This window comes from Dyella sp. GSA-30 (assembly GCF_027924605.1).
GTDB lineage: Bacteria > Pseudomonadota > Gammaproteobacteria > Xanthomonadales > Rhodanobacteraceae > GSA-30.
The window spans coordinates 736188-759202 of record NZ_AP027042.1 but is presented as its reverse complement, the minus strand read 5'-3'; the positions used below and the strand labels follow the sequence as shown (position 1 = coordinate 759202).

The following is a 23015-nucleotide window of genomic DNA, read 5'->3' as shown; positions in this document are numbered from 1 at the left end:
TGGAACCCAACGAGATGCCTAGCCTGTGCGCCAGGCCTCGAAATACCGACAGGCGCGCAGCTTCCAGCACCCCCGCGGATGCCCTATCCCCACATCCCCATGCTCACCTTCCAGAGCATTCCATCCGCGGGGGATTTTTCTTCATATGGCGCAAAAAGGCCCGCACTTTCGTGCGGGCCTGTGCCGGTCGATGGCGCCGCCCGGATCGGGCGGGGCATTGTCAGTCGTTATGGTGATCGAGCACGTGCCTGAGCTGATCGCGGTCGAGCTCGCGTTCCCACGCCGATACCAGCACGGCCGCCACGCCGTTGCCGACCAGGTTGGTCATCGCCAGGCCGGTGCCGAGAAAGCGGTGAATGCCCAGGATCAGCACCATGCCGGCGACCGGGACCACCGGCACCACCGTCAGTGTCGAAGCCAGCATCACCAGCGCCGCGCCGGCGACGCCACTGGCGCCCTTGGAGGTAAGCATGCCGACGATGGCGACGGTGATCATCTGCGACAGCGTCAGGTGCACGTTCAAGGCCTGGGCAATGAACAGGATCGCCATGGTCAGGTACATATTGGTGCCGTCCAGGTTGAACGAATAACCCGTCGGGACGACCAGACCAACCGTTTGTTTCGGACAGCCAGCCTGCTCCATCTTGCGCATCAGTGGCGCCAGCACGGCCTCGGATGAGCTCGTTCCGAGCACGATCAGCAGCTCGTCCTTGATGTAGGAGACGAACTTGATGATGCTGAAACCGGCCAGCCGCGCCACCAGCCCCAATACGATCACCACGAACAGCACGCACATCAGGTAGAAACTGCCGATCAGCTTCAGCAGCGGCACCAGCGACACCACGCCGTACTTGCCAATGGTGAAGGCGATCGCGCCGAATGCGCCGATCGAGGACACCGCGGTGATGTAGTGCACGATCTTGAAGAACACCTGCGCGGCGCTTTCGATAAAGTCGAATACCGGTTTGCCACGGTCGCCGATCGACGCTAGCGCGCAACCGAACAACACCGAGACCAGCAGGATCGACAGCACGTCGCCCTTGGCGAACGCGTTGACGAAAGTGGTCGGGATGATGCTGAGCAGGAAATCGATCGACTCGATGTTATGGCCCTGCGCCGTCAGCGAGGCGATCTCGCCGGCCTTTAACGTCGACGGATCGACATTGAAGCCCACGCCCGGCTGAAAGACGATGCCGCCGATCAGCCCGATCACCAGCGCGACCGATGAGATGGCCTCGAAATACAGCAAGGCCTTGCCGCCGACGCGGCCGACCTTGCGCATATCGCGCATGCCGGCAATACCGGTCACCACCGTGCAGAAGATGATCGGCCCGATCACCATCTTGATCAGCGCGATGAACGCGTCGCCCAGCGGTTTCATGGCGACCGCGTAGCTTGGCGAGAGATAACCCAGGATCACGCCGATAACTACCGCGATCAGCACTTGCACATACAACTTGCGGTAGAACGGCTGACGCGGTTTGACGAGTTTGTCTCGAACGGTGGTGACAGGTGCTTGTGTCATGCAGAAGCCTCCGATTCCGGCGCTTAGCCGAAATCGTAGAGTCGGGCGGGATTGTCGACCAGCAGCTTCTGTCTCAGGCCTTCGTTGGGGCAGAAACGGAACATCAGGTCGACCAGGCCGCCATCGTTGGGCATATCCTTGGAAATGTTCGGATGCGGGAAGTCCGTGCCCCACAAGACGCGATCGGGCGCCGTTTCGATCAGGGTCTGCGCATAGGGGATCGCATCCTCAAAAGGCCGCTTGCCGGCGGAGACACGCTCCGCGCCGCAAACCTTGACCCAGGCCAGCGGATTGTCGCGCATTAGCTGCACCAGCAGGCGAAATGGCTCCTGCTCCAGGCCATCCTGGGCGCGTACGCGGCCCATATGGTCGATCACGAACGGCACGCAGATGCTTTTGAGAACATCTTGCAGCTCCACGATATCGGTGGCATCCAGGTGCAGCACGACGTGCCAGCCCATGGTCTCGATGCGTTCGAGCACGCGGTTGAACACGCCCATGTCGGGCGCGCCGCCCAGATGCTTGACGAAATTGAAGCGCACGCCGCGCACACCACCTTCATGCAGTGCATCGAGGCCGTTGCCGTCGATATGGTCGTCGACGATGGCGATGCCGCGATAACGGCCGTTGCCGCGACCGATCGCATCGATCATGGCGGTGTTGTCAGTGCCATGGCAGCTGGCCTGCACGATCACGCCGCGCTGGAAACCGAGAAAGTCGTGTAAGGCGACCAGGTGCTCGAAGGGCGCATCGGGCGGTGTATAGCTGCGGTCGTCGGCATAGGGAAAACGTTCGGCAGGCCCGAACACGTGGCAATGCGCGTCGCAGGCCAGCGCCGGCATCGCGTGCTGTGGCTTGGTGGGGTTCGGGTCCGGAGGCAGACAGGATTTCATCGGGAGCTTAGGCCTTGGGAAGTTCGTCGAGATAGCGCAAGCCGAGCTTTTCCAGCTCCGGGCGCATGGTGTAGATATCGAGGCCGAGTTCGCCGGCGGCGAGACGTTCGCGTTTCGAGGTCTCGTTGGCGACGCGTTTCTCGCCCAGCTCGATCGCCTTATCGACGCTGGCGTTGGCCACCACGACGACACCGTCGTCATCGGCAATGATCGCGTCGCCAGGCAGGATCGCCTGCCCCGCCACCACGACCGGCACATTGACCGAGCCCAGCGTGGCCTTCACCGTGCCACGGGCATGCACAGCCTTGGCCCAGACCGGGAAACCCATCGCGCGCAGTTCGGCGGTATCGCGTACGCCGGCATCGATGATCAGGCCCTTGACGCCGCGCGCCATCAGCGACGTGGCGAGCAGATCGCCGAACATGCCATCGGTATTGTCGGTGGTGCAGGCCACCACCAGGATGTCGCCCGGGCGGCACTGCTCCACCGCAACATGCAGCATCCAGTTATCGCCTGGCTGCGCCAGCACGGTCACGGCCGCACCGGCGATCGATGTGCCTTGCTGAATCGGATGGACGGTGGGACGCAACAGGCCGATTCGGCCTTGTGCTTCGTGCACGGTGGCCACGCCGAGCGCGGCGAGCTTGTCTGCCTGCTGCGTGCTGATCGTGGGGCGTTGACGCACCACGATACCGATCAGATCCGGCCCGATCATGCCAGCGTGTCCTGGGTGACGTGCGGGAACACGCGCTGGAAAGCTTCGGCATAGGTGATCTTGAAGTCCGAGTTGCGCGATGCCTGCGCGCCGCGCTGCAAACCGACGCGCGTGTAGTACTCCCACAGATGTTCCTGCGCCTGCATGGTTTCGAACGCGGCCTTCTTCTTTTCCCATACCGGTGTGATATCGAGAAACAGCTCCGGCTTCCATTCGCACTGCTCGGGCTGGTGCGGCTCGAACAGGAACACCGGCGGTGCGCCGATTACCGGCACCTGCGGCTCATGGCCGTGCGCCTGCGCCACGACGCGTGCTTCCTGCGCCACATGCGTGGCCAGCGGATGATCGAAGTTGTACGGGTCTTTCAGCGAGTGGCTGAGCACGAACGCCGGACGCAGCTTGCGATAGATCTCGGCGAGCTTGAACACCACATCCAGATCGGCGCGCATCGGGTAGTCGCCGATATCGAGAAACTCGACAGTGGCGCCAAGAATGGACGCGGCTTCTTCGGCTTCGCGCTGACGATCTTTCTTGACCTGCTCCAGCGTCATGCCCGGCTTCTTCCACAGCTTGGCCGACTCGCCGCGTTCGCCGAACGACAGGCAGACGATATGCACATGCCAGCCCTTGCTGGCATGCAGGGCGATGGCACCGCCGGCACGCCACACGAAATCGGCGGAGTGAGCGCTGACCACCAGCGCGGTTTTGCGGGTGTCGGACATGGAAAGCTCCTTGGAAGTAATACACGGATCAGGCGTTGGGGCCGCGCCAGATCGAGGGGGAAATCGGTACGCTGCCGCGCATCAGCAAGCGCGCGGTACGCAAAAGGGCGGCGCGCACAACGCGCTCGCCATCGAAGCCAAGCTCGACGCTGAATTCGCCGCTGGGGTGCTCGATCGACAGGACACGCGTAGCGCCGCTGCTGCCTTGGGCGAGATCGAAGGCGACCGAACCTTTCATCACCGCCGCCGTGGCGACCGTGACCGCGCCGAGCACGCCGATCGCGGCGTGGCAGTCGTGCGGAATGAACGTGCGTGTGCAGATCGCGCCGCCGTCGCGCGGTGCGGCGACCAGCGTCACTTTCGGAATCGGCTTCTTGCTGACGTCGCCGAGATTCATCAGCGGACCGGCCTTGAGGCGAAGCGCTTCGATACGCGCCTTCAGCGCGGTGTCCGCATCGAGCTGTTCGTGCGATTCGTAGCCGGTGATGCCAACGTCCGTCGCCCGTATAACCAACACGGGCATGCCGTTGTCGATCATCGTCACGGCGACACCGTCGATGTGATCTTGCGCATTGCCGGTGGGCAGTAGTGTGCCGCAGACGGCGCCTTCGGTGTCCAGGAAACCGCAGGACACCGGCGCGGCCGGCTTGGGCACACCGTCGATATGCGCGTCGCCGTCATAAAGCGGTCGGCCGTCGGGCGTATCGATAGTGATCTCGGCAATCACGCCGGTATTGATGGTACGCACGCGACGCGTAGTCCGTCCGTTATCGCCACGCAACATGCCCGCTTCGATAGCGGCGGGCAGTGCGGCGGCCAGCATGTTGCCGCAGTTTGGCGTGGTATCGACGGTCGCGTCAGCCGTACCGACCTGGGCGAACAGAAAATCGAGATCGGCCTCGCCATCGGTCGGGATCGACAGAATCCCTGCCTTGCTGGTCAGTGAAGTCGCGCCACCCAGGCCATCGATCTGGCGCGGATCGGGCGTACCGAGCACGTCCATGATGACGTTGTCGCGCGTAGCGATATCGCCCGGCAAATCCTGGGCGCGGAAAAACGGCCCCTTCGAGGTGCCGCCACGCATAAACCAACAGGGAATTTCGTACGCCATCGTGCATCGTCCACTTAGCTTTTCGGGGCTGATGGTGGACGGCAGAACGCAGCTGAACAACGCGATGGGCTGGGTTTCTGATATGCGTTATTTGCAACTCTTGGGGTGAGTATTGCGTTTTGTGCATCGCAGCATGGTGGAAAGGTCCCCGCGAGCACCCACCCCCTCACCCCAACCCTCTCCCCCGGCAAAGCCAGGGGAGAGGGAGCAGGTTTCGGAAATTCGAAGCGTTGAGGATTTACTCAGTCGGCTCCCTCTCCCCTGGCTTTGCCGGGGGAGAGGGTTGGGGTGAGGGGGAACGCTTTAAGTCCTCACCGCTGCGACACCTCGCGCACAAATCCGGTGCACCTCAAGAGCCGCTGCAGGGTAAACCCCGCAAACACCCACCCCCAAATCACCCCTCAATCACCGGATCCAACAACCCCCGCCCAATCGCATCATCAATCATAGAAATCGCCCGCTCGGTAATCGTACTGACCGGCCGCTGCGTAGGCGTAGCAACCACCAGTCGCGTCTCGATATTCGGCTGCACGATCGGCACCGCACGCAAACTATGCCCCGGCGCACGCGACAACACCGCATTGCGCGAAAGCACCCCATACCCGACCCCGCGCTCGACCAGATCGAGCAGCGCGCGAATCGAATCGATCTCGACCACGATGTCCAGCGGTACGCCGTGCTTGGCGGCATCGGCCTCGACCAGTTGGCGCACGGAGTGCAGATGCGAGGGAATGATCAGCGGATAGCTGCCCAATGTGACCAGCGGCACCTTGTCGGGCAGCGGAATGCCACTGTGCGCACTACCGACCAGATAGAGCGTCTCCGAATGCACATGGCGGTAATGCACATTGGCATTGACCGGCGGGTTGTACAGCAGCGCGCAATCGAGACGACCCAGCTGCAACCACTCCAGCAGGCTGGTGCTCAAGGCTTCGACGACGCTGATCGATGCCAACGGATAGTTGGAGCGAAAGTGCGTCACCAGATCGACGGTCAGCAAGGCGCCGACGCTGGGTGGGAAACCCACGACGACTTTGCCGCCCTGTGGTCCGCGCGCATGGCCAAGCTGCTGTCGCGCGACTTCTACCTGACGAAGGATTCCACGGCCGTGTTCCAACAATTGCCGGCCTGCATCGGTGGCTGTGACGCCACGACCGTTGCGTTGGAGGAGATGCGTGCCCAGTTCGATTTCCAGCTGGCGCACCTGCCGGCTGAGCAGCGACTGCGAGACGTTCAGTGTAGCGGCAGCGCGGGTGAGGCTGCCGAACTCAACAATGCGAATAAAGCTCTGCAGGTGTTTCAGATCCACGAATACCTCGCCGCGAGACGACCGCTATAGCGGGGAGTATGAGCGAAAAAACGAGAAACGAGCGTTTGACTCGTTCCTCGTCGGTCACAGATTTGAGTGTTCGGCAACGTTACTGACTACCTGGTCCACCGAAGTTGAACATCACGCGCACGCCCCATACCAGCGCATTAGCCGATACATGCGTTACGTCCACCGTGTTGCCCAATACATCCGGATGCACGACGTATTGAATATTGGGCACGATGCTCAGTAGCGGGAACAGCTTATAGGTGTAGTTGAGCTCGAGCATGGTTTCGTTACGCGAGAAACTACCGGGCTGTTTGATCTTGCGCAGCAGATCGTCTTCGAACTGCACCTGACGCTTGGCGAACTTGAACCAGGTCGCCTGGAGATTCAGCGAATCGGTGGCGCGGCTGGCGAACGGGCCGGTCCATACGAAGCCCGCGGTCGACTGCAGTGTGTAGATTTCCGTGCTGTCCAGTGGCGCGGTTACCGAGCCGAACAAGGCAAGATTGCGCGTATTGCTGTTCGGGTCCGGTTTCCAGACCACTTTGTCGCCCAACGCGTAAACGCCATAGCGACCGCCGTCATAAGTGCGAAACGCACCGCCGAACAAGGTCTTCGACACGCCGCGGGTATTGAGTTCCGGATCGGTGTAATCGGCGGAGTTGTACCAGCCGCCCACCTTGAACGTGTGCGGATACGGATCGTTGGCGAACGAAGTGACGTGGCCGAACTCGACCGGCACCATCACGCCGGTGGAGTTCTCGATGCCCCAGTTGATGCCATTGTTGTTGCGGCGGTCGGGATTGATCTCGAAAGCGCCGATCGAAAAATAATGCGCATCGGTCTGGTAGCGAATACGTCCACCCCAGTTCACGTACGGGAAGCCGGAGAAGCCGCCCGTGGTGTTGGTGAGCTGGAACGGGCAATCGGGTGCGCTGACGAAACGGCAGCCATAGGTCGAGCGCGCGAACTGCCATGTCGCATTGACGCGGCCAAACAGAAAGTTGAAATGATTGTCGTCAAAGGCCTGTTCCCAGGTCAGCTGGCCGAGCTGCCATTGGCGCTTGGGATACCAGTAGCCCTGGACCTTCTGCGTGATGCCGATGTCGGTCGCGGAGATCGAATGGCCGTAGTAGCGCGCGAAGGTGATATGGATCTTGGCGCCGTCGATGCCGGCGAGCTTGAACATGTCCAGGTCCGCGCCGCCGACCGCGCCGCCGCCGTTGGTCTGGCCGGTGCGCTCGCCGCCTTTCACGCTGGCGAGCCAGTCATTGGCCCAGACGAAGCGCAACGAAACGCCATCGTCTTTCCAACGCTGGATGAAATTGGTGTCTGCCTGCTGCGTGTCGGCCGTCGCCGTCGATTGGGTCGAGCTGGGTGTAGCGTCCTGCGCGGCTGCGAACTGGGTCCATCCGGCGATACAAAGCAAGAGGCAGGCGATGCCGCTGCGATAACTCATGAAACATTCCCCGTGACTGTTCCGCTATCAAAGTGCGGTTTGGGTCACGATCCTCGCGACGTCATCGTGCGCTAACAACAAGATGAAGAAAGTTTCAGATATGCAGTTTATGCATAGCACGCAATGCGAAATGAAAATGATGCATCGCAAAACACTGCAATTGGCCCGTGTAGCTGCCTGTTGCGCCACGGCCGATTATTTTCGCTGCAGCGCCGCAACGCGATCAAGCCGTTTTTGCAGCTCGCATCGCCGATCGGTCAACTACTGCAAAACGGCCGTTTGGGAGCGTAGAAGCGAGCTCAGCCTTGGCCGGGAAGGGCGGCGTGGAGCTGTTCGCGCACGGTCTTGAGAATCTCGTTCGAGAGTTCCGAATCGCCCGCGCCGCGGGCAATCAGGATGGCGCCATACATGCGCGTCATCAGGGCGATGGCCTGCTTGCGCTGCTCAGCCTCGTTGCCGGGAAACGACGCGCCGATGCGGGTGAATATGCCATCCAGTTGCTGGCGGTAACGTGCCCGCGTGTCGTCGTCACGGCGCGAGATATCGGCCGAAAGCGCAGAAATCGCGCAACCGCTGCCGGGCGCATCGCGGTGCGAGTCGCTCAAGTAGAAATCGACGTAGCGGGCCAGATCGAGTTGCCCCTGGTCGTCGACGATCCCGGCGACGGTGCGCTCGCCCTGCGTGTAGGCATATTCCACCGCTTCGGCCACCAGCGCATCGCGCGATGCAAAATGCTTGTAGAACCCGCCATGCGTCAGCCCCAGCTCCTTCATCAGGTCGGCCAGGCTGATGCCATCGAGTCCTTTCTCGCGAAAGCGCACAGCTGCGGCTTCGACCAGGCGCTCGTGGGTTTGGGCTTTGTCGGCGCGGGAATGGCCCATGACGGCCTCACTGCTAAGGAAGATGCAGTCGGCATCATAGCCCTATTGCTGCCAAAAGATGTTAGTTGACATCCAGATTTTACGGGCGTAGCTTAGATGATGTTCATCATCCACATTCTTTCCGCCCTTTCCTTCCCCTCTCTGGAGTCCATCATGAGCAAGCAAGCATCCCTGGGTACCGCGCTGATTACCGGTGCATCGTCCGGCATCGGCGCTGTCTATGCCGACCGTCTGGCCAAGCGTGGCTATGACCTGATCCTGGTGGCGCGCCGCGTCGACGCGCTGAAGAAGCTGGCCGAGGAGCTGAGTGCACGCGACGGTGTTCGCGTGCAGACCGTGCAGGCCGATCTGATCGATGCGCAGGACATCGCCAAGGTCGAAAAGCTGCTGCGCGACGATGCAAGCATCACGATGCTGGTCAACAACGCCGGCACCGCGACCTTGGCCCCGTTTGCACAGACCGACATCGCAGCCTTCCAGCGCGAAATCGAACTCAACATCACCGCGCCGACCCGTCTGGCACGTGCCGTGCTGCCGGGCCTGCTGGCGCGCGGCAAGGGCGCCATCATCAATATCGCCTCGGTGATGTCGCAGATGGTGCAGCCGGGCAACACGGTATACGGCGGTACCAAGGCTTATCTGTTGCATTTCAGTCAGGCGCTGGCGCAGGAAACGACCGGCGCGGGCGTGCAGGTACAGGTGGTACTGCCGGGTGCGACGCGCACCGAGATCTGGGGCAAGCAGGGCGGCACCACGCTGGAAAGCCTGCCGGCGGAAATCGTCATGGAAACGGACGACATGGTGGATGCATCGTTGGCTGGTTTTGATCAGGGCGAATTGGTCACCATCCCTGCATTGCCTGATGTCGGTGATTGGCAGCGGCTGGTCGATGCGCGTACGGCGTTGTTGCCGAACTTGTCGAAGAACAAGTCGGCTGCGCGTTATGGCGTGAATAGCTGATTGAATTTGCTTGGTTGTATGTGAGAGCGACTTCAGTTGCGACTGAAGTGAACCTCGAGTGCCTCGCAACCGTCGTCATCCCGGCGAAGGCCGGAATCCAATCCTCAGTGATCGCTGGTCAGAAATCATGTGACAAGCATGCACGCTGAGGAATGGATTCCGGCCTTCGCCGGAATGACGGATAGGAGAGGTTCTTAGAACTTCATTGAAGTCGCTCTTACAAAAAGCTATCGAGGCGGCTCAGAATATCGCGACCTACTCCCCCGCCGTCCCCGAATTCCACACCGGCCCGTCGTTGTTATAGATCACCATATTGCCGTCACCCTGCACAAACAGGCGCGCGGCTGTCTGGCCACCCGAGCCCGACTGCCACAGCACATTGCCCAGCGCACCGAGCACGATGAAGTTGCCGTCGGCCGTCAGGTCCGCCTGTGCTGCCGGCTGGTTGACCGTATGGCTCGCCCAAAGCGGCGTGCCGTTGCTCTTGTAGAGCACAAGATTGCCATCGAGCTGCATATTGAGCACGTAGCCGCCATCGCATGAAGTGACCGTCTGCCCGGGCACGATGCCTTCGCCGGTACCGATCGTGCCGCAGCCAGTCGGTGTCGCGATGACCGGCAACGTTGCCGGCGCAAACAGCGCAAGATTCACCGCATTGGCAATCGCCTGATAGCCGGTGTCGTTCGGATGCAGATGATCGCCGGCATCGTAAGCGGGCAGGTATTTGGTCGGCGCGGAGGGATCGTGCGTTGCCGTGTCCTGGTCGATCACGCCATCGCAACCGCTGGCACTGGATTTCACCCAGTCGTTGAGCTGTTCGCGGATCACTTCCCGATCGGCCGTCCAACCACCCGATCCTTCGAACGGCGTCAGTGTCGAGCAATAGAAGCGAATGCCTTGCGCATGCGCCTGACCGATCAGGCCTTCGATGGCGTTGCTGAGATTGGCAAACGTCGCCTGTGGGTTGCCCGAACCCAGGTCGTTGATCGGATCATCGGAAAAAATCACCCAGCGCACGCCCGGCTGCGACAGCACGTCGCGCGCAAAGCGATGAACGCCACTCTGCCCCGAACCATCCTGCAGCAGGTTATTGCCGCTGATGCCCACGTTGACGATACCTACCTGCTGACCGGTACTGTTGAAACGTGTCGCCAGGTCGTTTGGCCAGCGCTTGTTCGCGTTGTAGCTGGAATCGTAACCATCGGTAATCGACGCACCAAAGGTCACCAGCGTGCCTTGCGCTGTCGTGCTCTGTACGTCGAGGTTGGTCAGGAACGCATAGTCGCCATTGGTCTGTGCCTGGATCGACGTCGCCGCGCTGACATCGCCATCGGCCACGTATTTGTCTTGATTGCTGAAGGAGTGGCCGGTGATGACATTGGTATTGCCATTGACGTAGAAGCTGATCGTCACATCGCTCAAGGCCGGCACGTTGAAGTCGAGACCGTCGCTGCTCACACGTTGACCCACAGGCACCACGACGCCCGGTTGACCGTTGAAAGTGATCTGACGATCGCTGCCGGCTTGCGTGGACGAGCCGGAACTGCGCAGCGCCACATGCACATCGGTGATCGATAGCGGCTGATCGCTGAACTCGTTGGAAATCTGCACACGCACCGAGCTGCCGGCGATGCTGGTATGCACGACCTGGCGCAACGTCTTGCCGTTGTAATTGGCGTTGCCGTTGTTCAACTGCGCCACGCCCCAGGTGCCGACCCAGGGTGACAGCGTGCTTGCAGCCATGACGCCGCTGGCCGTCAGGGTGAGGCACAAGCCTAGAGCGAGGCGATAAAGGCCGCCTGAGATTCGGATAGTCATTCGTGTGCTTCGCATGGGAGGAGCGCGAAGCGTGTCATTGCATCGCACCACAAGAACGTTAGTGCGATCACGGATCGGCCGTGAACGCTCTCGTCACGTGCGTGTTTGAACTGTAATAATTTTGGACGTCTAAATGATGTCAGCGATTCTGTTCTGTTCAGACGTCTGATCTTTGCGAAATGTTGAAACTATTCGCTAGCGTGCTGTGCCGAATCCATCGTTTCGCACCTCGTGTTTTTTCTTTTAGGCGACGAGAGCCTTGCGTCCCCACGCCAGCGCCTCGTCCATATCGGTCGCTTCCAGTATCCATAAACCGCCGATATCTCTTCGTTGAGCGCGCGGACATCGCGGAGCGTCGCTTGGCCCCGAGGAAGAGCGCGTCACGCTTATAAATTGTTGATAATATTATAAATATTTTGACCTGTACGTATGACGGAAAGAGTCACTTGCATAACGGTAGTCACCGGCGTATCGTTACTTGCATCTTGATAGTAACTAGGCCGGCGCGCCATGAAAAAAACCAACTTCGCTGAAATGCCATGCCCGATCGCGCGCAGCCTCGAGCGCGTCGGCGAATGGTGGAGCATCTTGATTCTTCGCGATGCCTATTACGGCATGACCCGTTTCGACGAGTTCGAAAAGAGCCTGGGCATCGCGCCGAACATGCTGACCCGCCGTTTGAACGGGCTGGTGGAAGGTGGCCTGATGGAGCGCCGTCCGTATCAGACCAAGCCGGTTCGCTACGAATACGTATTGACCGAGCGTGGCCGTGATTTCCGTCCGGTGATGCTGGCCTTGCTGACCTGGGGCAACAAGCATTTCGCGCCCGAAGGGTTGGCCATCTTCCTTGCCGATGAACGCGATGGGCATATGGTCGAGCCAATTCTCACCGATCCTCTGACCGGTGATGCGATTACCAGCGAGCACCATGTCGTTCGCGCTGGGCCTGCTGCCAGCGAGCGCATGCGGCAACGCATGGCGCTGAGCGCCGAACGTCGTGCGGCCGCTCGTGTGGCCAAGCAAGGAGCGCAGGCATGAGCGCCGTCGCTCCCGTCGCCGTTACGGATGTGCCCACGCGTCGCCTGGGCAAGCGTCATATGGTGCTTGGCCTGGGTATCGCGGCGGGTGTGGCTGTCGCCGTGTGGGGTGCGCATTGGTGGACGGTCGGTCGGTTTATCGAGAGTACCGACGATGCTTATGTCGGTGCGGACATCACCGCGATCAGCCCCAAGGTGTCCGGTTACATCACCCAGGTCGCCGTCACCGATAACCAGGTGGTTCACGCCGGAGACCTGCTGGCGCAGATCGACGACCGCGATTACCGCGCCGCGCTACAGAAAGCCGAAGGTGCGGTCGCCGCGCAACAGGCCTTGCTGGCCAATCTGGACGCGAACGAACATCTGCAGCGCGCGGTGATCGATCAGGCGCATGCCGGCATCGATGCGGCACAAGCCGAAAGTGTCCGCGCACGCGACGACCAGGCGCGTTATCGCGACCTGTCCAGCCGTGCCGCGGTGTCGGTCGAAAGCGCACAACGCGCCGACGCTGTATTCAAGACCGCGCGCGCGGACACCGAAAAAGCACAGGCGGCTTTTGCCGCCGCGCAACGTCAGCTCGATGTGATCACCACCCAGAAGCAGCAAGCGCGTGCAGCGCTGATGCAGGCCGAGGCCGAGCGTCAGCTGGCGCAGTTGAACCTGGGCTATACCACCTTGCACGCGCCGGTCGATGGCAGCATCGGCAACCGCCGCGTGCGCCTGGGCGCCTTTGTCGAAGCCGGTTCGCCTCTACTCGCGGTCGTGCCGTCGCGCGGCCTGTGGATCGACGCGAACTTCAAGGAAGACCAGCTGGCACATATGAAACCGGGCCAGCCGGTCACGATTCGTGCCGACGTGCTGCCTGGCCGTGAGTTCCACGGTCGCCTCGGCAGCCTGGCGCCGGCGACCGGCGCGCAGTTCAGTGTGCTGCCGCCGGAAAACGCCACCGGCAACTTCACCAAGATTGTCCAGCGCGTACCGGTGCGTGTGCTGCTGGATGAGCGCGATGCCACGTTGGGCGAGCTGCGCCCGGGGCTGTCCGTCACCGCGGATGTCGATACGCAGGCCAGCGCGCACTGATCACTTAGAGAACGCCGTCATGTCGCATGTGCAATCCCCCGCCGACATGTCGACGGGACAGAAAGTCTTTGCCTTCGCCAGCATGTGCGTGGGCATGTTTATCGCGCTGCTGGACATCCAGATCGTCTCGGCGTCCTTGCGCGATATCGGTGGCGGCCTGTCGGCCGGCGCGGACGATACGGCCTGGGTGCAGACCAGTTACCTGATCGCCGAAATCGTCGTGATTCCCCTGTCGGGATGGTTGGCGCGGGTGATGTCGACGCGCTGGTTGTTCTGCATCTCTGCCGCGGGCTTCACGTTGACCAGCCTGCTGTGCGGCGCGGCGTGGGACATCAACAGCATGATCGTCTTTCGTGCGCTGCAGGGGTTCATCGGCGGGTCGATGATCCCGATGGTGTTCACCACCGCCTTCATGTTCTTCAGCGGCAAACAGCGCGTGGTGGCGGCAGCGACTATCGGCGCGATCGCTTCGTTGGCGCCGACGCTGGGGCCGACATTGGGCGGCTGGATCACCGATCACTATTCGTGGCACTGGTTGTTCTTCATCAACCTGGTGCCCGGCTTGTTCGTCACCATTGCCGTGCCGCTGCTGGTGAATGTCGACGAGGCGGACTTCTCGCTGCTGCGTGGCGCTGACTACATCGGCATGCTGTTGCTGGCAGTTTTTCTGGGATGCCTCGAATACACGCTGGAAGAAGGCCCACGCTGGAACTGGTTCAGCGATCGCACCATGCTCACCACGGCATGGCTGTCTGGCCTGGCGGGCGTGGGCTTTGTCGTGCGCAGCCTGACCTTCGCCCATCCGGTGGTCGACTTGCGCGCCTTACGCGATCGCAATTTCGCGCTCGGCTGCTTCTTTTCCTTCGTCACCGGCATCGGTCTGTTCGCGACGATCTATCTGACACCGTTGTTTCTCGGTCACGTGCGTGGCTACAGCGCCTTGCAGATCGGCGAAGCCGTGTTCTCGACCGGCGTATTCCAGATCATGACGATTCCGCTGTACGCCTTCCTGGCCAATCGCTTCGACCTGCGCTGGATCATGATGGTGGGCCTGGCGCTGTTTGCGCTGTCGATGTGGGATTTCAGCCCGATCACCCATGACTGGGGCGCGCACGAATTGTTGCTGCCGCAGGCATTGCGCGGCATGGCGCAGCAACTGTCCGTGCCGCCAGTAGTTACGCTCACCCTGGGCGGCCTGCCGCCGGCACGGTTGAAGCTGGCCTCCGGGCTGTTCAACCTGATGCGCAATCTCGGCGGCGCAATCGGCATCGCAGCGTGCGCCACCATTCTCAACGACCGCACCAATCTGCATTTCCAACGCCTGGCCGAACACATGACCACGGCGAACGAGCCGATGAACGACTGGCTGGTCCAGGTCAGCCGACATCTGGATCACGCGGCGCAGGCCGGTTCGGCCGCGGTCCAGCAACTGGGCGCATTGGTGCTACGCGAAGCGCAGACACAAACCTATGCCGATGCATTTCTCGCCATTGGCGTGTGCTTTGTCATCGCCACCGTCATGGTGCCGTTGATGCGCAAGGTGGCACCGCCATCGACGCCATCGGCCGACGCGCATTGATCGATTATCGAAGGCAACCGCCATGAGCCGTCACACCCGTACTTTTGTAGCAACGACCTTCACCGCAAACGCGCTTGCGCGCCGCGTGCTGATACCCGCGTTGCTGGCTGTCAGCCTGGCAGCCTGCACCGTTGGCCCGGACTATGTGCGACCACAGCCCATCGTCGACGGCAGTTACGCGCATGCCGCGCAATGGCAACAACATAATGCCGATCGCCCGGCAGCGGCACTCGACACGTGGTGGCAGGGTTTCAACGATCCGGTATTGCAGCAGATCGTCGAACGTGCGGTGGCGCAGAACCTGGACGTAGCTGCCGCGATGGCGCGTATCGAGCAGGCCCGCGCCGCCGCTCAGGGCGCCGATGCGCAGCGCTTGCCGCAAGGTGCACTGGATGCGCAGGTCGCGCGCGAGTATCAATCGCTGAACAGCGCACTCGGTGAAGTCGCCAGTACCTTTCCGGGTTACAAGCGGACGCAGACGCAGCAAGACATCGGTGTTGGTGCCAGCTGGGAACTCGATCTCGCGGGCGGCCTCAAGCGTGGAGCACAAGCGGCGCAGGCCGAGTATCAGGCCGCGCAAGCCAGTGGCGTCAGCGTACGTGTATCGGTCGCCGCCGAGGCCGCCGATGCTTATTTCAAGACGCGAGGTGCACAGGAACGTATCGCCCTGGCCGAGCAACAGGTCGACACGGAAAGGAAACTGCTCGACCTGGTACGCGTGCGCCTCGCCGGTGGCGTCGGCACCGACCGCGAAGTGGCGCAGGCCGAAGCATTGGTGCAACAGGCGCTGGCGACCTTGCCGCCCTTGCGGACCGAACGCGAGCACCAGCTCAACCGCCTCGATGTCTTGATGGGCGCGCAGCCCGGCAGTTACGCCAAAGGCTTGCTTGAACAGCCGGTCACGTATGCAGTGCCGGCGATCACCGCCGATAGCGGGCCGGCATCGTTGTTGCGTCGTCGCCCCGACGTTATCGCCGCCGAGCGTCGTCTGGCGGCATCGAATGCGCGCATCGGCGAGGCCCTTGCCGAGTACTACCCCAAGCTCTCCCTGGGTGGGCTGCTCGGTTTCGAGAGCCTGCACAACGGCAAGTTGTTCGACTCGAATTCGTTTCAGCCACAGGGCTTGATCGGCCTGCATTGGCGCTTGTTCGATTTTGGCCGCGTCGATGCCGAAGTCGGTCAAGCGCGTGGTACGCAGGCCGAAGCGCTGGCAAATTATCGCGAGTCCATGTTGCGCGCAACTGAAGACGTCGAGAACGCGATTGTCACGATGAGCGAGCTGGAAAACGAGCAAGACACGTTGACCAAGGAAGTCGCCGCTCATCAACGCGCACGGGCCAGCGCCGAGGATGCTTATAAAGGCGGCGCCGTCAGCCTGCTCGAAGTGCTCGATGAAGATCGGCAGTTGCTCAGCTCACGTGATCGTCTGGCGCAGACACATGCCGACGACGCACGCGCGGCCGTGGCGACATTCCGCGCGTTGGGTGGTGGTTGGGCGGGTGCCGACAATGACGTCGCGAAGGTAAGTGTGGACAAGTAGGCTCACAAGCAGCCTTTTTGAAGACGATGCCTATGGACGGGCCTGTCGCGTCGGACTATCACTGACCTGGCTGCGCCCGGAACGATAGCGATTGTCCGTGCGGTGCCAAGCAAATGGATTCGCGATCGATTACAAGGAGAGTACGCATGTCGAAACAAAGGACGTTTCAGTGGTCGGGTGCATGGTTGGGTAGCTTTGCTAGCTGCATCGGCGCGGCAGCTTGGCTGGCGCTGGTGCCGGTGCAAGACGCAAAGGCGCAGCAGACGCAGGCTTGCGCCGCTGAATGGAATGCAGGATCCACCTATACTGGCGGTTCGACGGTCAGCCAGAACAACGTCAACTACAAGGCCAACTGGTGGACCCAGGGCGACGATCCGCGTGCCAACCATGGGCCGGTCGGATCGGGACGGCCATGGACGTCGCTGGGCGCGTGTTCGGGTGGGGGTGGCGAAAACCCCAATCCGCCGCAACCGCCGCCGCCGCGCCTATCAGGCATGCTGTTCAGTCCGTACAAGGACGTCACGATCAATCTCGACTGGAATACGAATGTGATGCGCACGGGCGCAACGGGCAACACCATTCCCGTTGTCGGCGCAGGTAGCTTGTTCGCGGATCATCAGCGCAACCTGGGGGCGATCACCCTCGCCTTTGCCACCGGCGAGTGCGGCAATGAAAACTGGGGCGGTATATCCGCATCGCGTTTTGCAGATGCCAACATCGCCGCGCTTGACCGCGCGGGCCTGGATTACATCGTCTCGACCGGCGGTGCCGCGGGTGCTTTCACTTGCTCAAACACCGATGGCATGGCCAGCTTTCTACGCCGCTACATGACGTCGCACATGGTGGGCCTGGACTTCGATATCGAGGCGGGCCAGTCGCTGGATCAGATCAACGCGCTGGTGCGATCGGCGAAATACGCCGAAAGCTTGTACCCGGATCTACGCCTCTCCTTTACCGTGGCCACGCTTGCCGCGTCGGACGGCAGCAAGGCCAGTGTGAATGCCAAGGGTGATGCGGTGATTCGAGCCGTGCTGGCGTCGGGTCTGCGCAACTACACCATCAATCTGATGGTGATGGATTACGGCAGCCAGGCCAGTCCCTCCATTTGCGTGGTGAATAACGGGCTGTGCGACATGGGTCGTTCGGCGATCCAGGCGGCGCAGAACGTCAAACAGGTCTATGGCATCCCCTTCGACAAGCTGGAGCTGACCCCGATGATCGCGGTCAACGACGTCGCCAGCGAGGTGTTCTCGCTTCGGGATGTCGACACGGTGGTTGCGTTCGCGATGAGCGAAGGGCTGGCCGGGCTGCACCACTGGTCGCTCGATCGGGATACACCGTGCAAGGACGGCCAGAGCACCGCCTCGCCGATATGCAATTCGCTACCGGGTACGGCTTCGTTGGATTACACCCGCCGCTTTCTGCAGCAGCTCGGTCGCTGATTCCGTAGTGAACCGTTGAGTGTGGGCGTTCCGGGCTTGCCTGGAACGTTCACTTTGTCCGGTGGACAACGTTGTCAGGCATGACTCGGAGCAGGACAAAGCGAGACATTTCATTCAAGGACAGAATCGAGCTACATCCGGCCAGATAATCAGCGGATGGGAGAAATTACGCATTTTCATGCGAATTATCTTCCTGGTTATTACAAAAGGCGATAACGACGGCATAGCTCACAAAACAAGCCTTTTTATGCTGCGGCGCGAGAATAGAACGATCTAATTTTAGACAAAACCTTTATGCTTTCCCGTCAACCTGTGATGCAATTGGCATTTTGACGCGAGCCAAAATAATTTCTAGATATTTCGCTAGACAACGTTGTCACGCAGGACTATCACAGCAGCGCTCTGAACGAAGAAAACCGGCTATGCATGGAACGTTTCGGGGTGACCGTTCCAATGGCGCCGGGGTATCAAGGGGGAGTTCCGTCACTCCGATTCATTTGCTGGAGACAGACATGTCCGAGAAGCGATCCGTTGTGTCACGTTTGGTCCTGGGGGCACTGAGCAGTTCAGTGGGGGCGGCCATGGCGATCGGCCTGATGGCCGTAGCGCCTGTACAAACGGTTGAAGCGCAAAGTGCACCAGCGTGCGCCGCGGCCTGGAGTGCGTCGCAGGTTTACACCGGCGGCAACACGGCCAGCGAAAATGGCATCAATTACATAGCGAATTGGTGGACCCAGGGTAATGACCCGGCGACCAATAACGGTGGCAGCGGCTCGGGTCAGCCGTGGACTTCTCAGGGCGCATGCTCGGGCGGAAACGGTGGCGGTACACCTCCTCCCCCGCCGCCGCCGCCCCCGCCGCCGCCGACCGGCGGTAGCAGCATGCTGTTCAGCCCGTACAAGGACGTCACGGTGAACCTCAACTGGAACACCAACACCATGCAGACCGCCGCTGCGACCGGCTCGGCGATTCCGATCGTCGGCAGCAACAGCCTGCTTTCGCATGTGTCCAACCTTGGCGCGATCACCCTGGCCTTTGCTACCGGTGAATGCGGCAGTGAAAACTGGGGCGGTGTGCCCGGTGCCTCGTTTGCCAGTGCCAATATCGGTGCACTCAATAGCGCCGGCCTGAGCTATGTGGTGTCGACCGGCGGTGCCGCTGGCGTCTTCACCTGCGGTAGCACCTCGGGAATGGCGACTTTCCTGTCGCGTTACTACACCGCGCATATGGTCGGTATCGACTTCGACATCGAAGGCGGTCAGAGCCAGAGCACGATCAACAACCTGGTCAGCGCGGCGGTGTATGCGCAAAGCCAGCATTCGAACCTGCGTTTCTCGTTCACGATTGCCACGCTGGCAGCGTCGGATGGCAGTTTCGGTGGCGTGAACTCGCTGGGCGACATGGTGGTGCGCGCAGTCAAGGCATCGAGCCTGAGCAACTACACCATCAACCTGATGGTGATGGACTACGGCGCAGCCGGCCCGGGCATCTGCGTGGTGAGCGGTGGTGCATGCGATATGGGTCAGTCCGCCATCCAGGCAGCCAAGAACCTCGAACACACTTACGGCATTGCGGCCAGCCATATCGAGCTGACGCCGATGATCGGTGTGAACGACAACTCGGCGGAGCTGTTCTCGATCGCCAATACCGACACCATGGTCAGCTGGGCTGTCTCCAATGGCTTGGCCGGTGTGCACTTCTGGTCGCTCGATCGCGATACGCCGTGCTCGCAGAGTACTGCGTCGCCGACGTGTAACTCGGTGCCTTCGACGACTGCGTTGCAGTATACGAAGCGGTTCTTGAGTGATTTGGGTCGGTGATTTGAGGTTGTAGTTTGATGGATGAAGGGCGCCTCGGGAAACCGAGGCGCCCTTTGTTTTGCGCCAATCCCGACATGGGTCACCTCCGCCTCAATACTTCGTCGTCCCGGCGTAGGCCGGGATCCAGTGACTTCGGCGTGGGGTTGCCGCGAGAGCGTGCATCGCTCTGGTTCTGCTCGACGGCTAGAAAGTCGCCTGCGGCGTGTTTCGCCGACCTGCCGGTCGCCGAGTTACTTTCTTTGCTTGTCCAAAGAAAGATAACCAAAGAAAGGACACCCCGCGTCCGCCGTCCTTCGGACCGTGAGGTCTGGCCGGGCTTTTCGACAGGACGTCCCTGTCCTGTCGAAAAGGACTCGGCGTCCATGCCGAGTCCCCCCTTCGGGGGCCTTATCGTCCAAACCTCACTCGGCTCCCGAGGGGCCCCAAGAGCTGACTGCTCGCTTCGCATCGCTTGCCAAAAAGAGGCGTGCCAGACGCGCCTGGACATGCTTTCACTCACTCCTCACTCCTCTCCACTCACTCCCAGCCTATGCCCCCCGATACATGCGCACTTCCCAACTTTGCGCCATGCTAATCCGCACCCCACAACCGAACCGAAGCATGTCGTCCACGGCCTCACCCCTCGAAGTCACCGACAACCGTCGCGCTTTCTGGCGTGGCGTGATGATCGCGTTCGGCTTCTGGACCTTGCTGGCTCTGACCAGCTCGGTAGCGATGCAGCTCGCTGCCATGGGCGAAGGGGAGGTGCGGTCCTGGCAGCGGACGCTGGCCTGGAATTTTCCGGATTTCTGGAGCTGGATGCTGCTCACGCCGTGGATTGCCTGGTTGGGCAAGGTGGCTTCGCGGCGCGGTTGGGCTCGCTTCTTTACGGTCCATATTCCGCTCGGCCTGGCGACGGCGGCGCTGCATACGATGGTCTTGCTGCTGTTGTACTGGCAGATGCATGGCAATGATCCGTCAGCGATTAACTCGTTGAGCAAGCTGTTCCGGGTCGAGTTTGTTTATCAGTTCCATCTGGATCTGATTACCTACTGGGTCGTGCTTGCCGTGCTGCGCGGATCGGATTTTCAACGACGTCTCAAGAGCGAACGCCTGCGCAGCGCGCAGCTTGAAGGACAGCTGGCGCAAGCGCAGTTGCACGCCTTGCGCATGCAGCTGCAACCGCATTTTTTGTTCAATACGCTCAACGCGATTTCGGCGTTGGCACTGTCCGATCCGGCCACGGCGCGCACGATGATCGCGCGCCTGAGCGATTTTCTGCGCTTGACGCTGGAAGCCGATCAACGCCAGTCTGTGCCGCTGGCGCGAGAGCTGCAGTCGCTGGAATCCTACCTGGCGATCCAGCGCATCCGCTTTCATAACCGCCTGGACACACAGTGGCAGGTGGCGGATGACACGCTCGATGCGGCGGTGCCTCATCTGATCCTGCAGCCCTTGGTGGAAAATGCGCTGCAACACGGTTTGTTGCCGCTTTCCGGCGGCGGTAGCCTGCTTATCGAGGCTCGGCGCGAAGGTGGTGAGCTATGCATGACGGTGGAAGACAACGGTCGCGGCTTGCCCGATCGCGATATGCGCGAAGGCATTGGCCTGGGTAACACCCGCGCCCGCCTGGATGCACTCGCTGGCAGGCTTTCGCTGTTGGCGCGCCCCGGTGGCGGTACGCGGGTGGAAGTGCGTATTCCCTATGAGGTCAGCGTCGCATGAGCACCGAGCGCATTCGCTGCTTGCTGGTGGACGATGAAATGCTGGCGCGCTTGGCACTTCGTCAGGCGTTGGCTGCCCACGCGGTCGATGTGGTCGGCGAATGCGGCAGCGCGGACGAAGCCATGCAAGCCATTGCGCAATTGCAGCCCGATCTGGTGTTTCTGGATATCCGCATGCCGGGGATGGATAGCTTCGAACTGATGCAGCGACTGCAGCCCGATACCTTGCCGCTGGTGGTGTTTGCCACCGCGTTCGATGCCCATGCATTGAAGGCCTTCGATGCCGGCGCCTTCGACTATGTGCTCAAGCCGATCGATCAGGAACGATTTGATCGCAGCATGGACCGGGTCACGCGTCAGTGGCGGCGCCTTGCCGTGGATCATCAGGCCCCGCGCCAGCCTCTGTTCGCCGCGACGCCTTCGGTGGAACGCCTGAGCGTGCGCGTGGGCGAAGCCTTGCGAGTGCTTCGCGTGGGCGACATCGACTGGATTGCCGCTGAAGGCAACTATGTTCGCCTGCATGCCGCCGGCGAAGCCATCCTGCATCGGCAGACCTTGCAGCAGCTGCATGGGCAACTCGATCCGTCGCGTTTCCTGCGCATCCACCGCGGTACCGTGGTCAACCTGGACCGCGTGAGCGAGATTCATCCACTCTTTCACGGTGACGCTGAGGTCGTGTTGCGCGACGGTACCCGCTTGCCGCTCAGTCGTCGCTTTCGCGACGGCGCGCGCGTGGCGCTCGGTTTGCGCTAACCGCCCGGCGCGACTATCGCGCCGCCGGTCACCGGCTCGATCCCGCTTGTCACAAATCGACTGCGTGAACTCTTTATTCGCGGGCAAGCTTCTCGCATTCCCACGATGCGTCCGGAGTTGCCATGTCGATCTACCGCGATTGTGTTTCCTGCCGCTTCGCACTGATGCTGTTTTCCGCCGTCGCATTGGGCTGGTCGGTGGTCTACGCCGATGGCGTACAGGGCAGCAAGGACGAGGAGTCGGCCATGACCGAAGCGGGCGTGCGTGCGGTCGAGCAGCACTGGACGCGTGCCGAAGGCACCGGCGATACCGATTTTCTTGAGTCGATGCTCGCGCCCGACTACCGCTCGGTCAATGCCGACGGCAAGGCCATATCCAAGTCGACCATCGTCGAGCATGCGGCGAAGAACAAAGGTTCGGACAAGGGCATGCAGGAGATCGATGCCTATATCAAGGCGCATCCCTATGGCGAAGCCGTAGCCATGCACCAGAACAGCGCCGTCGTGACCTTCTACGACCCGCAGCTGGGTCCGCAGAACGGCGTGAAATCCGCGGACATCTTTATCTACGTAGACGGCCATTGGCACGCGATGTATTCGCAGCACAGCGCGGTGGGCAAGCACTGACGCCACCCACTGTTTATCGACTGGGACCACCTGGCC

The 23015-nt window shown here is 61.3% G+C and carries 19 protein-coding genes; 10 read left to right on the top strand and 9 right to left on the bottom strand.

The genetic code is table 11. The features are described 5' to 3' along the window. Positions 1-220: 220 nt before the first annotated feature. From QMG46_RS03415 to QMG46_RS03380, 8 genes are all read right to left on the bottom strand, one after another. Positions 221-1525 carry a dicarboxylate/amino acid:cation symporter gene (locus QMG46_RS03415; RefSeq protein ID WP_281851067.1) on the bottom strand — a complete coding sequence of 435 codons (1305 nt, stop codon included), beginning with the start codon at positions 1523-1525 and terminating at the stop codon, positions 221-223. Between the two features lie 23 nt (positions 1526-1548). Beyond that, positions 1549-2418: an amidohydrolase family protein gene (locus QMG46_RS03410; RefSeq protein ID WP_281851066.1), complete on the bottom strand. Its 870-nt coding sequence runs from the start codon at positions 2416-2418 to the stop codon at positions 1549-1551. Between the two features lie 7 nt (positions 2419-2425). Next, entirely contained in the window at positions 2426-3133 is a 708-nt protein-coding gene (locus QMG46_RS03405) for a 4-carboxy-4-hydroxy-2-oxoadipate aldolase/oxaloacetate decarboxylase (protein ID WP_281851065.1), read from the bottom strand. Then, positions 3130-3855, bottom strand: coding sequence for a PIG-L deacetylase family protein (locus tag QMG46_RS03400; RefSeq protein ID WP_281851064.1), 726 nt, complete (start codon positions 3853-3855; stop codon positions 3130-3132). Before QMG46_RS03400 ends, QMG46_RS03405 begins: the two co-directional genes overlap by 4 nt. A 28-nt stretch (positions 3856-3883) precedes the next feature. Beyond that, entirely contained in the window at positions 3884-4966 is a 1083-nt protein-coding gene (locus tag QMG46_RS03395; protein WP_281851062.1) for a 4-oxalomesaconate tautomerase, read from the bottom strand. Between the two features lie 394 nt (positions 4967-5360). Further along, positions 5361-6275: a LysR family transcriptional regulator gene (locus QMG46_RS03390; RefSeq protein WP_281851059.1), complete on the bottom strand. Its 915-nt coding sequence runs from the start codon at positions 6273-6275 to the stop codon at positions 5361-5363. Positions 6276-6384: 109 nt separating this feature from the next. Then, positions 6385-7740 carry a carbohydrate porin gene (locus QMG46_RS03385; RefSeq protein ID WP_281851058.1) on the bottom strand — a complete coding sequence of 452 codons (1356 nt, stop codon included), beginning with the start codon at positions 7738-7740 and terminating at the stop codon, positions 6385-6387. 299 nt (positions 7741-8039) lie between these two features. Then, positions 8040-8621, bottom strand: a complete 582-nt coding sequence (locus QMG46_RS03380; RefSeq protein WP_281851057.1) for a TetR/AcrR family transcriptional regulator — start codon at positions 8619-8621, stop codon at positions 8040-8042. 153 nt (positions 8622-8774) lie between these two features. Between QMG46_RS03380 and QMG46_RS03375 the strand changes: the two genes are divergently transcribed. Beyond that, positions 8775-9581, top strand: coding sequence for an SDR family NAD(P)-dependent oxidoreductase (locus QMG46_RS03375; RefSeq protein ID WP_281851056.1), 807 nt, complete (start codon positions 8775-8777; stop codon positions 9579-9581). A gap of 255 nt (positions 9582-9836) precedes the next feature. On the opposite strand, the gene QMG46_RS03370 is transcribed toward QMG46_RS03375, so the two are convergent. Further along, the gene (locus QMG46_RS03370; protein WP_281851055.1) at positions 9837-11399 is read right to left on the bottom strand and encodes a GDSL-type esterase/lipase family protein; all 1563 of its coding nucleotides are present in this window, start codon (positions 11397-11399) and stop codon (positions 9837-9839) included. Between the two features lie 510 nt (positions 11400-11909). Between QMG46_RS03370 and QMG46_RS03365 the strand changes: the two genes are divergently transcribed. The 9 genes from QMG46_RS03365 to QMG46_RS03325 all read left to right on the top strand — a co-directional run bounded on the left by QMG46_RS03365 (position 11910) and on the right by QMG46_RS03325 (position 22979). Beyond that, positions 11910-12437, top strand: a complete 528-nt coding sequence (locus QMG46_RS03365; RefSeq protein ID WP_281851054.1) for a winged helix-turn-helix transcriptional regulator — start codon at positions 11910-11912, stop codon at positions 12435-12437. Continuing rightward, positions 12434-13516, top strand: a complete 1083-nt coding sequence (locus tag QMG46_RS03360; RefSeq protein WP_281851053.1) for an HlyD family secretion protein — start codon at positions 12434-12436, stop codon at positions 13514-13516. Before QMG46_RS03365 ends, QMG46_RS03360 begins: the two co-directional genes overlap by 4 nt. 19 nt (positions 13517-13535) lie before the next feature. Continuing rightward, on the top strand, positions 13536-15095 hold the full coding sequence (locus QMG46_RS03355) for a DHA2 family efflux MFS transporter permease subunit (protein WP_281851052.1): 1560 nt from the start codon (positions 13536-13538) through the stop codon (positions 15093-15095). Positions 15096-15117: 22 nt separating this feature from the next. Then, on the top strand, positions 15118-16635 hold the full coding sequence (locus QMG46_RS03350) for an efflux transporter outer membrane subunit (RefSeq protein WP_281851051.1): 1518 nt from the start codon (positions 15118-15120) through the stop codon (positions 16633-16635). A gap of 146 nt (positions 16636-16781) precedes the next feature. Continuing rightward, complete coding sequence (locus QMG46_RS03345) at positions 16782-18077, top strand: carbohydrate-binding protein (protein ID WP_281851050.1); 1296 nt, start codon at positions 16782-16784, stop codon at positions 18075-18077. 533 nt (positions 18078-18610) lie between these two features. Next, positions 18611-19897 (top strand): carbohydrate-binding protein, encoded by a 1287-nt coding sequence (locus tag QMG46_RS03340; protein WP_281851049.1) that lies wholly within the window; start codon positions 18611-18613, stop codon positions 19895-19897. A 600-nt stretch (positions 19898-20497) separates the two neighbouring features. Then, a complete protein-coding gene (locus tag QMG46_RS03335; protein WP_281851048.1) occupies positions 20498-21601 on the top strand; it encodes a sensor histidine kinase in 1104 nt (367 codons plus the stop codon). After that, positions 21598-22353, top strand: coding sequence for a LytR/AlgR family response regulator transcription factor (locus tag QMG46_RS03330; protein ID WP_281851047.1), 756 nt, complete (start codon positions 21598-21600; stop codon positions 22351-22353). Before QMG46_RS03335 ends, QMG46_RS03330 begins: the two co-directional genes overlap by 4 nt. 122 nt (positions 22354-22475) lie before the next feature. Beyond that, entirely contained in the window at positions 22476-22979 is a 504-nt protein-coding gene (locus QMG46_RS03325; protein WP_281851046.1) for a nuclear transport factor 2 family protein, read from the top strand. Positions 22980-23015 lie beyond the last annotated feature (36 nt).